Annotated in this window: 11 protein-coding genes; 4 read left to right on the top strand and 7 right to left on the bottom strand. The window is 71.0% G+C overall.

The window, feature by feature from the left end; all coding sequences use genetic code 11:
- Nucleotides 1-54 precede the first annotated feature (54 nt).
- The 3 genes from ACIRP7_RS12965 to ACIRP7_RS12955 all read left to right on the top strand — a co-directional run bounded on the left by ACIRP7_RS12965 (nucleotide 55) and on the right by ACIRP7_RS12955 (nucleotide 3393).
- Nucleotides 55-747 (top strand): hypothetical protein, encoded by a 693-nt coding sequence (locus ACIRP7_RS12965; RefSeq protein WP_403657315.1) that lies wholly within the window; start codon nucleotides 55-57, stop codon nucleotides 745-747.
- A gap of 87 nt (nucleotides 748-834) precedes the next feature.
- Nucleotides 835-1650 (top strand): thioredoxin domain-containing protein, encoded by an 816-nt coding sequence (locus ACIRP7_RS12960; RefSeq protein ID WP_403657312.1) that lies wholly within the window; start codon nucleotides 835-837, stop codon nucleotides 1648-1650.
- Between the two features lie 81 nt (nucleotides 1651-1731).
- The gene (locus tag ACIRP7_RS12955) at nucleotides 1732-3393 is read left to right on the top strand and encodes an alkaline phosphatase D family protein (RefSeq protein ID WP_403657309.1); all 1662 of its coding nucleotides are present in this window, start codon (nucleotides 1732-1734) and stop codon (nucleotides 3391-3393) included.
- Between the two features lie 7 nt (nucleotides 3394-3400).
- On the opposite strand, the gene ACIRP7_RS12950 is transcribed toward ACIRP7_RS12955, so the two are convergent.
- Nucleotides 3401-3970 carry a dienelactone hydrolase family protein gene (locus ACIRP7_RS12950; RefSeq protein WP_403657306.1) on the bottom strand — a complete coding sequence of 190 codons (570 nt, stop codon included), beginning with the start codon at nucleotides 3968-3970 and terminating at the stop codon, nucleotides 3401-3403.
- A gap of 117 nt (nucleotides 3971-4087) precedes the next feature.
- On the opposite strand from ACIRP7_RS12950, the gene ACIRP7_RS12945 reads away from it, so the two are divergent.
- Nucleotides 4088-5209 carry a mechanosensitive ion channel family protein gene (locus ACIRP7_RS12945; RefSeq protein ID WP_403657303.1) on the top strand — a complete coding sequence of 374 codons (1122 nt, stop codon included), beginning with the start codon at nucleotides 4088-4090 and terminating at the stop codon, nucleotides 5207-5209.
- Between the two features lie 40 nt (nucleotides 5210-5249).
- Here the strand turns inward: ACIRP7_RS12945 and ACIRP7_RS12940 are convergent, their stop codons facing one another.
- From ACIRP7_RS12940 to ACIRP7_RS12915, 6 genes are all read right to left on the bottom strand, one after another.
- Complete coding sequence (locus tag ACIRP7_RS12940; protein WP_403657301.1) at nucleotides 5250-5990, bottom strand: SDR family NAD(P)-dependent oxidoreductase; 741 nt, start codon at nucleotides 5988-5990, stop codon at nucleotides 5250-5252.
- Nucleotides 5991-6042: 52 nt separating this feature from the next.
- Nucleotides 6043-7617 (bottom strand): Na+/H+ antiporter, encoded by a 1575-nt coding sequence (locus tag ACIRP7_RS12935; RefSeq protein ID WP_403657298.1) that lies wholly within the window; start codon nucleotides 7615-7617, stop codon nucleotides 6043-6045.
- A 91-nt stretch (nucleotides 7618-7708) separates the two neighbouring features.
- Nucleotides 7709-8179, bottom strand: a complete 471-nt coding sequence (locus tag ACIRP7_RS12930) for a GNAT family N-acetyltransferase (protein ID WP_403657295.1) — start codon at nucleotides 8177-8179, stop codon at nucleotides 7709-7711.
- Nucleotides 8176-9120, bottom strand: coding sequence for an RluA family pseudouridine synthase (locus ACIRP7_RS12925; protein ID WP_403657292.1), 945 nt, complete (start codon nucleotides 9118-9120; stop codon nucleotides 8176-8178). Before ACIRP7_RS12925 ends, ACIRP7_RS12930 begins: the two co-directional genes overlap by 4 nt.
- Nucleotides 9121-9163: 43 nt before the next feature.
- Entirely contained in the window at nucleotides 9164-9739 is a 576-nt protein-coding gene (lspA, locus tag ACIRP7_RS12920) for a signal peptidase II (protein WP_403657289.1), read from the bottom strand.
- A 61-nt stretch (nucleotides 9740-9800) separates the two neighbouring features.
- Entirely contained in the window at nucleotides 9801-11855 is a 2055-nt protein-coding gene (locus tag ACIRP7_RS12915) for a TraR/DksA C4-type zinc finger protein (protein WP_403657286.1), read from the bottom strand.
- Nucleotides 11856-12040: the final 185 nt, after the last annotated feature.

Below are 12040 nucleotides of genomic sequence, written 5' to 3'. Positions count from 1 at the left end.
CACAGGGATCCTTTAGGGGTCCCTTACCGGCCCACGTGACACACTCTCCACGCTATGGACATATCCGGGACCCAGCTACGAGCGCTCCGCGCGGCGCTGTTCACGGCACTCGTCGTGACGCTCAGCACCGCGTCGCACGTGCTGCTGTCCCGGGCTCCCCTGCCGCTCAACACGGTGGCGGTGGTCGCCGTCGCCGTGTTCGCGCTCACCTTCGCGCTGGCCGGCCGGGAGCGCGGCTTCGGACGGATCGCCGCCGTGCTGATCCCGCTGGAGCTCGCCGCCGACACCGTCTTCACCACCGGGCAGCACGTCTGCTACGGCGCCGCGGGCGGCCCGGTGGCCGGCCCGCTGCGCTCGGTCGGCTGGGACGTGTTCTGCGGTGACGGCACCAGCGTCGGCTCGCCGCTGGCCCGTATGACGGGCACCGACCCCGGCCGGCTCGGCGGCCTGCTCGCCCACGCCGACCCGCGGACCGCCTGGCTGCTGCTGGGCGCCCATGTCTGCGTCGGCCTGCTCGCGGCCGCCTGGCTGCGCCGCGGCGAGCGGGCCCTGGCCCAGCTGCTGCGGGCCGTGGCCGCCACGACCTTTGGGCCGCTGCTCGTCGCGACCGCCGCGCTGACCGTGCGGTCGGCGCCGGAACCGGCCCGTCCGGTGCGCCCCGGCCGCCGCAGGGCCGTCGTGCTCGACGAGTTCCTCGTGCACTCCCTGGGACGGCGTGGACCGCCGTGCTCGACCGCTGTCGCCTGAGCCCGGACAGCACCTGAGCACCACCAGTCCCGACCTACGTATCCCCGCACACGACGTGTGCGCGTCCCCTTGATGGAGAACACCACCATGAGCAAGCGGAACAGCCAGGCCTCCAAGAACGCCGCCCGTGAGCGGCTGCGGCAGGAGCGCGAGCGCCAGGCCAAGCGCGACAAGGTCAAGCGGCAGGTCATCGTGGCCTGCTCCGTCGTCGGCGTCCTGGCGATAGCCGGCGGCATCGGCTACGCGGTCGTCCAGAGCAACAAGCCCAGCTACTGGGAAGAGGCCAAGAACGACAAGCTCGTCAAGCCGGCCAACAGCACGGGCACCAACGGCACGACGGTCGTCATCGGCAAGAGCACCGCCAAGAAGACCCTGGTCATGTACGAGGACCCGCGCTGCCCCATCTGCGCCCAGTTCGAGCAGACCGTCGGCTCGACCGTCGACAAGGACGTCGAGGACGGCAAGTTCAAGCTCCAGTACGTCGGCGCCACCTTCCTCGACGGCAACCTCGGCGGCGAGGGCTCCAAGAACGGCCTCAGCGCCCTCGGCGCCGCGCTGAACGTCAGCACCGACGCGTTCCTGAAGTACAAGACCGCGATGTACTCCACGAAGTGGCACCCCGCGGAGGACGGCCCCGACAAGTTCAAGGACGACGCCTACCTCATCAAGATCGCGCAGACCGTCCCGGAGCTGAAGGACAACAAGACCTTCCAGAACGCCGTGAAGAACGGCACCTACGACAAGTGGGCCCTGGACATGTCCGACAAGTTCAACAAGGACGGCGTGACCGGCACCCCGACCCTGAAGATGAACGGCAAGACGCTGACCGGTTCCGACGGCAAGAGCGCGCCGATGACGGTCGCCGACTTCAACACGGCGCTGGAGGCGGCGCTGAAGGGCTGATCCCGACCTTCAGTCAAAAAGCGGGCGAACTTTTGCGAGTTCGCCCGCTCGCGTTCATACCGATCAGTAACCTGATCGGCCGTGACCAGTCGATACAGAGCATCCGAGCACTCCAACTCCCTGTCACCGCGCCGCCGTACGGTCGTCAAGGCCGCGGCGGCCGGCGCCGTCCTGGCCGGACCGCTCGCCGCCGCCCTGCCGGCCCGGGCCGCCGACGAGACCCCCGCGTTCCTGCACGGCGTGGCCTCCGGCGACCCGCTCCCGGACGGCATCCTGCTGTGGACCCGGGTGACCCCGACCGCCGAGGCCGTACCCGGTTCCGGGCTCGGCCCGGACACCGAGGTCGGCTGGGTCGTCGCCCGCGACAAGGCCTTCACGACCGTCGTCGCCAAGGGTTCCGTGACCGCGACGGTCGCCTCCGACCACACCGTCAAGGCGGACGTGCGCGGCCTCGCGCCCGCGACCGACTACTGGTTCCGCTTCTCGGCCGGCGGCACCGACTCCCCGGCGGCGCGCACCCGCACCGCGCCGGCGGCGGACGCGGCCGTCACGGGCCTCCGCTTCGGCGTGGTCTCCTGCGCCAACTGGGAGGCCGGCTACTTCTCGTCGTACCGCCATCTCGCGGCCCGCGGCGACCTGGACGCCTGGCTGCACCTGGGCGACTACATCTACGAGTACGGAACCGGCGAGTACGGCACGCGCGGCACCGTCGTACGGCAGCACGCGCCGACCCACGAGATACTCACCCTCGCCGACTACCGGATCCGGCACGGCAAGTACAAGACCGACCCCGACCTCCAGGCCCTGCACGCCGTCGCCCCGGTCGTCGCGATCTGGGACGACCACGAGTTCGCCAACGACGCCTGGTCGGGCGGCGCCGAGAACCACACCGAGGGCGCGGAGGGCGCCTGGTCGGCCCGTCAGTCCGCCGCCAGGCGGGCCTACTTCGAGTGGATGCCGGTGCGCCCGGCGATCGCGGGCACCACCTACCGCCGGCTGCGCTTCGGCAAGCTCGCCGACCTGTCGCTGCTCGACCTGCGGTCCTTCCGCTCGCAGCAGGTCGCCGTGGGCAACGGCTCGGTCGACGACCCGGACCGCACGATCACGGGCCGGGCCCAACTCGACTGGCTTAAGGCGGGGCTGAAGTCCTCCGACACGACCTGGCGGCTGGTCGGCAACTCCGTGATGATCTCTCCGTTCGCGATCGGCTCGCTCTCCGCCGACCTGCTGAGGCCGCTCGCGGAGCTGCTGGGCCTGCCGAAGGAGGGCCTCGCCCTCAACTCCGACCAGTGGGACGGCTACACGGACGATCGCCGCGAACTCCTCGCCCACCTGCGCGCGAACGCGATCCGCAACACCGTCTTCCTGACCGGCGACATCCACATGGCGTGGGCCAACGACGTGCCGGTGGACGCCGGCACCTATCCGCTGTCGACCTCGGCCGCCACGGAGTTCGTCGTCACCTCGGTGACCTCCGACAACCTCGACGACCTCCTGAAGGTCCCCGAGGGCACGGTCACCGCGCTCGCGGCGCCGGTCATCCAGGTCGCCAACCGGCACGTCCACTGGGTCGACACCGACCGCCACGGTTACGGCGTCCTGGACATCACCGCCGACCGGGCACAGATGGACTACTACGTGCTGTCCGACAAGACGAAGCAGAACGCGACCTCCAAGTGGGCGCGTTCGTACCGCACGCGGACCGGCACGCAGAAGGTGGAGCGGACGTACACGCCGGTATAGAGCCGCTCTAGAGGCTGTCGAGGAAGCCGAGGGCCACTCGCCAGGTGGCCTCGGCGGCCTCTTCGTCGTAGTCCGGCAGGCCGGGGTCGGTGTAGAGGTGACCGGCCCCGGCATATCGGTAGATCTCGACGTCGGCGCCGGTGCGGCCCATCTGGAGATACCAGGCGCTCAGCCAGTCGTCGGTCTCGAAGGGGTCGGGCTCCGCCACGTGCAGCTGGACCGGCAGCTCGTCCGCGGTCACGTTCGGCGCGATGTCCGACGTGCCGTGCAGGAGCAGCAGTCCGCGGGCCTTCTCGTCGCCGAGGGCGAGGGTCTGCGCGACCGAGGCGCCGAGCGAGAAGCCGGCGTAGACGAGGCCGCGCTCGGAGTAGGGGGCTGCGGCCAGGACGGCCCGCTTGAGCAACTCGTCCTTGCCGATCTCCTCGTTGAAGGCCATGCCCTCCTCGACCGTCTCGAACGTGCGCCCCTCGAAGAGGTCCGGCGTCCACACCTCGTGCCCGGCCTCCCGCAGCCGGTCGGCGGCCTGACGGACGGCGGGCCTGAGGCCGTAGGTCGAGTGAAAGAGCATGATGTTCATGAGGCCATGGTGCCAGCCCGCTCCGACCGTGCCGTTCCACACATGGCGGCGGCCGTACCCAGTTCGCGGCAGAAGTCACATGTTCATGCCCGACCCGGGCCGGTTAGGTTCGGGGTCATGGAAGACGTACTCCGCCCACTGATCGTGGTCGGCGGCTCGGTGCTGCTCACTCTGCTGATCGGGTGGGCCACCGACCGTCTGCTGCGCAAGGCCGACGACCGCCACAGCGAGACGCCGCTGTGGGGTCTGCTGCGCCGTGGCCGCATCCCCTACATGCTCGTGCTGTGCGCGGCCATGCTGAGAGGGGCCTACGACGAGGCGCGGCTGGCGCAGCGGCACAGCGCCTCCATCGGGCAGATGCTGACGCTGATCCTCATCGGGGCGACCGCCTGGCTGGTGATCCGGATCGCCGCCGCCATCGTGGAGACGACCTACACCCGCTATGCGCGCGCCCACCACGACGCCGCCCGGGTCCGCCGGGTGCGCACCCAGGTGACGCTGATCACACGGGTGGTCGCCGCGGTCGTCGGCGTGATGGCGGTGGCCGCGATGCTGCTGACGTTCCCGGCGATGCGCGCGGCCGGTGCCTCGCTGCTGGCCTCGGCCGGAATCCTCGGCATCGTCGCCGGTGTAGCCGCCCAGTCGACGCTCAGCAACATGTTCGCGGGGCTGCAGATCGCCTTCGGCGACATGGTGCGCATAGGCGACACCGTGGTGGTGGACGGCGAGTGGGGCACCATCGAGGAGATCACGCTGACCTTCCTGACGGTACGGACCTGGGACGAGCGCCGGATCACCATGCCGGTGTCGTACTTCACCTCGAAGCCGTTCGAGAACTGGTCGCGCGGCACCCCGCAGATGACCGGCATCGTCTACTGGCACGTCGATCACACGGCCCCGGTGGACCTGATGCGCGAGCGGCTGCGGGACATCCTGCGCGAGTGCCCCGCCTGGGACGGCCGCGACTACGGCCTCGCCGTCACCGACACCACCCCGAACACCATGCAGGTGCGTGCCCTGGTGACCGCGAAGGACGCCGACGACATCTGGACGGTACGGGTGACGGTCCGCGAACAGATGCTCAGCTGGCTCACCGACAACCACCCGTACGCCCTGCCCCGGGTCAACACGGCGGACGCGACCCTGGCCCCGGGATTCCGGTCGAGGAACGGTCACCGGCCGGAGAGCAGCAACTCCGACGGCGCGGAAGCCCCGCGCATCGGCCGCGGCCGCGGGTAGGCCTGTCGCGGGCGCCCGCCCTGGGAGTTTCGGCCTCCTGTCACCTGCCGCGCTCGGCCCCACCGTTGACCTGCACGATCTGCGACGTCACGTGCCCGGCGCCCGGGGAGGCCAGCCAGTGCAAGGTGGCCGCGACATCCCCGGGCGTCCCCGCCCGCCCCGTCGACGTGTCACCGATGAGCCGCTCCCGCCGCGCGGGGTCGATCGCGGCGCCGAAGAACTCCGTGTCCTCGACATACCCCGGCGCGACCACGTTCGCGGTGATCCCCCGCGGCCCCAACTCCCGCGCCAGATCATGGGCGTAGGGGTGCAGCCCCGCCTTCGCCGCTCCGTACGCCCCGCTGCCGGATCCCCGGTACGCGGCGATGGAGCTGACGAACAGCACCCGCCCGCCCGGTGAGGCGAGTCGGTCCCGAAGTCCCTCGGTGAGGAGCGCGGCGGTCAGCAGGTTGAGCCGGAAGTTCACGGTCCAGTCGTGCGCGACGGCGTCGAGCCGATCGGCGCCGGCGGCGGGCGGTTCGAGCTGCCCGGTGCCCCCGGCACTGTGGATCAGCACGTCCACGGCCCCGAGTTCACGCTCCACGAAAGCGACGACCCCGCGCACCTGGTCGACGTCACCGAGATCGGCGGCGTAGGTCAGCGCCCCGGGCACCCCGGCCTTCTCCAGTACCTCGGCGCGCCGCCCCAGCAGCAGCACCCGGTCCCCTTCCGCGGCGAACACCTGTGCCGCCGCGCGTCCGATTCCCGTACCGCCACCGCTGATCACTACGTTGCGAGCCATAACCGCAGCCTACAAAGGCGTACTTGGGGAGGTCATTCCGGTTTCCGCGGACTCACCGCAGACTGCGGACGTCCAGATGCCGCAGCACCCGGTCCACGACCTCGGGGTCGGCCCCCGGTTCACTCCGCGCCGCCAGCACCTCGTGCCGCGCCGCGCTCAGCAGCTCGCCCTGGATGCGCCGCATCCGCTTGAGCCGCCGCCGGGCCTCGCGTCGCTCCTCGTCCCCCATCTCGGGATGGATCCGCACGCCGATCTCGAACGCCCGCCGCAGCATCTGCTCGGACAGGTCCTCCGGCAGCTCCTCCACGGTCTCGATCTCCCGCAGCCGCCGCTTGGCCGCCTTCGCCGCCCGGACGGCGAGGGCCTTCTCGAACTCCTTCTCCCGCTCGCTGTCGGCCCGCACCCCCAGCCGCTTCACCAGCCACGGCAGGGTCAGCCCCTGGAGCACCAGCGTGGCCATGATCACCCCGAACGCGATGAAGACGATCTCGTCCCGGTCCGGAAAGCCCGCCCCCGAGTCGGTCTCCAGCGGAATGGCCAGCGCCAGCGCCACCGACGCCACGCCCCGCATCCCGGACCACCACATGATGACGGTCTCCCGCCAACTGGTCGGGATCTCCTCGTCGTAGTCGCGCTTCGCGTGCATCCGCTTGGTGAGCCAGGTGGCCGGCATCAGCCACGCCAGCCGTACGAGGACGACCACGGCCACGATCGCCGCGGCCCAGCCGAGCATCTCGCCCCAGCGCCCGGACGCGGTCCGGATCGCGTTGTGCAGTTCGAGCCCGATCAGCCCGAAGGCCACACCGGTGACGAGCGTGTCGACGATGTCCCAGAAGGTGTGCCCGGCCAGCCGGGTCATCACGTCGTCGGCGTCGGAGCCGTACTCGGCGAGGAACAGGGCGGTGGTCAGCACGGCGAGCACGCCGGAGCCGTGGAGCTCCTCGGCGAGCACATAGGAGGCGTACGGCACCAGCACCGTCAGCCCGATCTGGAGGGTGGCGTCACCCAGCAGATCCATCAGCTTGTTGGCGCCCCAGCCCAGCACGAGCCCCACCACGACGGCGACCACGGCGGAGAGCACCAGCTCGAAGACGGCCTCGCCGGGCTTGAAGGAGCCGCTCACAGCGGCGGCGACGGCCACGTGGTAGAGCACGATCGCCGTCACGTCGTTGAAGAGTCCCTCGCCCTCCAGGATGGACACCAGCCTGCGGGGCAGCCCCAGTTGGCCCGCGACGGCGGTCGCGGCGACCGGGTCGGGCGGGGCGACCAGTGCGCCGAGCGCGACAGCGGCGGCGATCGGCAGCCCCGGCACGATCGTGTGGGCGACGACGGCGACGCACAGGGTCGTCACGAACACGAGCGCGACGGCGAGCAGGAAGATCGGCCGCTTGTTGGCCGCGAACTGGCGCCAGGACGTGCGCCGCACCGCCGCGTAGAGCAGGGGCGGCAACAGGATGGGCAGGATCAGCTCGGGCGGGATCTCGACATTCGGTACGAAGTCCAGCACCGCGAGCACTATGCCGAGCAGGGTCATCAGCACCGGCGCCGGCAACCCGAACCGGTCCCCCACCGGGACACTGATCAGAGCCCCCAGCAACAACACGAACAACAGGGCCAGCTGATCCACGGTCAGAACTCCGGGCAGATCGACAAACAACGGTCACTTCAGTCTGCCCGCAAAACGCCCGGACCCTCTCGACCGCCGCTCCCGCCGAGCGTCAGAGAACGCGCCGCATGGCCCGGTGCGGTATCCCCGCGTCCGGGAACTCCGGCCCGTACGCCACGTACCCGAGCCGCTCGTAGAACCCCAGCGCATGCGTCTGGGCGTGCAGGTCCACAGCGATCAGCCCCCGCGCGCGTGCCGCCTCCTCGACGGCCCGTACGAGCGCGGCCCCCACCCCGAGCCCGCGCGCCTCCCGGGTCACGGCGAGCCGCCCCAGCGACCCCACCGACGCGTCACCGCCGGTCTTCCCGGCCGCCGCCTCGCCGAACAGCAGCCGCCCGGTCCCGAGCGGCACGCCGTCCTCGCGCACGGCCAGCACATGCACGGCTACGGCGTCGTAGGCGTCGTACTCGATGTCCTCGGGCACGCCCTGCTCGCCGACGAAGACCACCTTGCGCACCGCGAAGCAGGCCTCACGGTCCGCGGGGTCCTCGGCGACCCGCACCGCGTACGCGTGCGAGCTCACCCGTAGGTCTCCTCGCGCACCAGGTCCAGGGCCTGCTGGAGGTCCTCCGGATAGTCGCTGGCGAACTCCACCCACTGGCCGTCCCCGGGGTGCTCGAAGCCGAGCCGCACCGCGTGCAGCCACTGCCGGGTCAGCCGCAGCCGCTTGGCGAGCGTCGGGTCGGCGCCGTACGTCAGGTCGCCGACGCACGGGTGGCGGTGGGCCGCCATGTGGACGCGGATCTGGTGGGTGCGCCCGGTCTCCAGCTTCACATCCAGCAGGGAGGCCGCGCGGAACGCCTCGATGAGGTCGTAGTGCGTGACGGACGGCTTGCCCTCGGCGGTGACGGCCCACTTGTAGTCGTGCTGGGGGTGGCGGCCGATGGGCGCGTCGATGGTGCCGCTGGTCGGGTCCGGGTGGCCCTGGACGAGCGTGTGGTACCGCTTGTCGACCGTGCGCTCCTTGAACTGCCGCTTGAGGGAGGTGTAGGCCCGCTCCGACTTGGCCACGACCATCAGCCCCGAGGTGCCCACGTCGAGCCGGTGCACGATGCCCTGGCGCTCGGCGGCACCGGAGGTCGAGATGCGGTACCCGGCGGCGGCGAGCCCCCCGATCACGGTCGTCCCGGTCCAGCCCGGCGACGGGTGCGCGGCCACTCCGACCGGCTTGACGATCACGACGATGTCGTCGTCGTCATGGACGATCTCCATGCCCTCGACCGGCTCGGCGACGAGCTGCACGGGCGCTGGCGCCTGCGGCATCTCGACCTCCATCCAGGCCCCGCCGTGCACCCGCTCGGACTTCCCGACCACCGACCCGTCGACCGTGACCTTCCCCGAGGCGGCGAGCTCGGCCGCCTTGGTACGGGAGAAGCCGAACATGCGGGAGATGGCGGCGTCGACGCGCTCGCCCTCCAGGCCGTCGGGCACGGGCAGGGTGCGGATCTCGGGAATGGTGCTCACCCGTCGAGTATGCCGGACGGGTGAGACAGCCCCGACCGCGCGCTCAGTCCTTGTGGACGGTCCCGTCCGGGTCGAGGCCCTTGAAGGACAGCAGCACGATCAGGATGCCGCCGCACACGATCGCCGAGTCGGCGAGGTTGAAGACCGCGAAGTGCTTGGGCGCGATGAAGTCGACGACCGCGCCCTCGAAGACCCCGGGCGAGCGGAAGAGGCGGTCGGTGAGGTTGCCGAGCGCGCCGCCCAGCAGCAGCCCGAGCGCGATCGCCCAGGGCAGGCTGTAGAGCTTGCGGGCGAGCCGGGCGATGACCACGATCACGGCCGCCGCGATCACCGTGAAGATCACGGTGAAGGCCTCGCCGAAGCCGAAGGCCGCGCCCGCGTTGCGGATCGCCTCGAACTTCAGCCAGTCACCGATGATCTCGACCGGCTCGTGGTGCTCCAGCCTGGCGACCACGATCATCTTGCTGACCAGGTCGAGGGCGTACGCGAAGGCGGCCACCGTGAACAGCACGGCGATACGGCGCCTGCCCCCGGGCCGCGCCGTCTGGTGCTGCTCCGGCTCGGCCCCCGCCGCCTCCGGGGTGTCCGGCGTACCGATGATGCGCTCCGCCTCTGCCACGTGAGTCCCTCGACCTAGATACCTGACTGAGGACGAGGGTACGACACGCCTCCAAGGACCCTCAGTACCGGCGTTCCTGCTTCTGCTTGCACTCCACGCACAGGGTTGCCCGTGGGAAGGCCTGCATGCGTGCCTTGCCGATGGGATTGCCGCAGTTCTCGCACAGGCCGTAGGTGCCGGCGCCGAGACGCCCCAGGGCGCGCTCGGTCTGGAGGAGCATCTCGCGCGCGTTGGCCGCGAGGGCCATCTCGCTCTCGCGCGTGATGTTCTTCGTCCCGGTGTCGGCCTGGTCGTCGCCGGCGCCGTCCCCGGAGTCCCGCATGAGCCCCACCAGGGACTCCTCGGACGTGGAGATCTCGGTGCGCAGCCGCAGAGCCTCGGCCGTCAGCTCGGCGCGGGCCTCCTCGACCTCTTCGGGCGTCCACGGATCCTCACCGGGGCGCACCGCCAGTTCGCCGGGCTCCACCGCGGCGACACGCGCGTTGGGTAGGGCTGTCTTCGCCGCTGTGGCCGTGCCAGGGGTCTTCTTCGCAACCACTGTCGTGGCTCCCGTCTGCTTCGCGGTCTCCGCCGCGCCCGCCTTGTGGGCCGTGCTCTTCCCGGCCGCCCTCTTCGTGGGGGACTTCTTCCCGGAGGTGCCCTGCCCGGCGTCCCCCTGCGGGACACCGGCCTCCGTAGCGACCCCCTCCTCGACCGCGGCGTCCTTCCCGACGGTCTTCTTCCCCACGGCCTTGCCCCCAGCCGTGTCCTCGGACGCGCTCTTCGTCACGCCCACACTCTCGGAGCCGACCTCGGTCACAGCCGCGCCTTTCATGACACCCGCGTCCTTGCCCGCGGCCTTCGTCCCGCCCGTGCCCTTGCCGGCGGTCGTGCTTTTGACCGCGCCCTTCGTCACGGCCGCGCTCTTGGAGCCGACCTCGGTCACAGCCGCGCCTTTCGTGACACCCGCACTCTTGTCCGCGGCCGTGCCCTTCGCCCCTCCCGCGCTCTTGCCCGCGGCCGTGCCCTTGAGCGTGCCCCTCGTGGCGGACGTGTTCTCGGAACCGGCCTTGGTCACAGCCGCGCTCTTCGTCACGCTCGTGTTCTCGGAGGCGGTCGCAGCCGCGCTCTTTGTGACACCCGCGCTCTTGGCCGCGGCCCTGTTCTCAGCGGCGGTCTTCGCCGCCCCCCTGCCCTTGACCGCGCCCTTCGTCACGGCCGTGTTCTTGGCCGCGGCCGTGCTTTTGACCCTGCCCTTCGTCGCTGCCGAGCGCTCGGAACCGGCCTTGGTCACAGCCGTGCCCTTCGTGACACCCGCGCTCTTGGCCGCGGCCCTGTTCTCGGCGGCGGCCTTCGCCGCGCCCGTGCCTTTCACCGTGCCCTTCGTCGCGGCCGTGCTCTTGGCCGCGCTCTTCTTCGCGACCGCCTTCTTCGTCGCCGAGGCCTTCTTGGTGACCGCGGACTTCTCCGCGACCGCCCTCTCGGCAACCACGGCGTTCTCGTCGACAGCTTGCTCGCCGACCGCCTTCTCCGCGACCGCAGCCTTTCGACCGAGCGCCTCCTTGCCGACCCCCTTTTCGGTGACCGCAGCCTTTCGACCGACCGCCTTCTCCGCGACACCAGCCTTCTTGCCGACCGCCTTCTTCGCGGCCGCAGGCTTTTTCGTAGCCGCAGCCTTCTTCGAAGCCGCAGCCTTCTTCGTAACCCCGGTCTTCTTCCTGACCGCAGCCTGCTTCGTGACGGAAGCCTTGCCGACGCCCCTGGTGGTCTCCATCGTCCCGCCGACGGGCGGCTCGGTCGCCGGTCTCCCGGCCGACGCCTCCTCCTGCGCGGCCCCCCGCCCGCCGGAGGCAGCCGTGGCCTTCCTGGCGCCGCTCGCCTTCCGCGGCGGCGTCTTCTTCGCCACGGCCACGGCCTTCTCGGCACCCGCGCGCGTGCTCTTGACGGCGGCCTTCTCAGCGACTTTCTTCGCCGCCGCTCCGACCGCCTTCACCGCCTTGGCCGCCGCTCCCTTGCCGGACGGCACCCCGCGCGCACTCTTCTTCCCGCCCGCGTCCTTGGCCCCGCCGCCGGAGGCACGGGCATGGGTGGACCGGCCCGACGCCGACTGCTGTACGGCGGTCTTTTTCGCCACCATGCCGCGGCCCCTTCACATATTGTGATCTTGCTCGCGAATCGTGCTGGGACGATAAATCGACTCGAGTCCCGCGGCAACGGGGCACGCCGCCCGATTCGCCCGCCCCACGCGCGCGAGGCGGGAAGCATGCATGCGTTGTGCCCAGCTCCCCGCCGGGTAATCCGCCGGACCGTCCGTCCCGGATT

The organism is Streptomyces sp. NPDC102270 (assembly GCF_044766405.1).
Taxonomy (GTDB): Bacteria; Actinomycetota; Actinomycetes; order Streptomycetales; family Streptomycetaceae; genus Streptomyces.
This window is presented reverse-complemented; position numbering and strand designations above follow the sequence as displayed.

Excerpts from the sequence above, each read along its gene's own strand:
- ACIRP7_RS12965 (WP_403657315.1), top strand. The coding sequence starts at position 55 with ATGGACATATCCGGGACCCAGCTACGAGCGCTCCGCGCGGCGCTGTTC.
- ACIRP7_RS12960 (WP_403657312.1), top strand. The coding sequence starts at position 835 with ATGAGCAAGCGGAACAGCCAGGCCTCCAAGAACGCCGCCCGTGAGCGG.
- ACIRP7_RS12950 (WP_403657306.1), bottom strand. The coding sequence starts at position 3,970 with ATGAACATCATGCTCTTTCACTCGACCTACGGCCTCAGGCCCGCCGTC.
- ACIRP7_RS12945 (WP_403657303.1), top strand. The coding sequence starts at position 4,088 with ATGGAAGACGTACTCCGCCCACTGATCGTGGTCGGCGGCTCGGTGCTG.
- ACIRP7_RS12940 (WP_403657301.1), bottom strand. The coding sequence starts at position 5,990 with ATGGCTCGCAACGTAGTGATCAGCGGTGGCGGTACGGGAATCGGACGC.
- ACIRP7_RS12915 (WP_403657286.1), bottom strand. The coding sequence starts at position 11,855 with ATGGTGGCGAAAAAGACCGCCGTACAGCAGTCGGCGTCGGGCCGGTCC.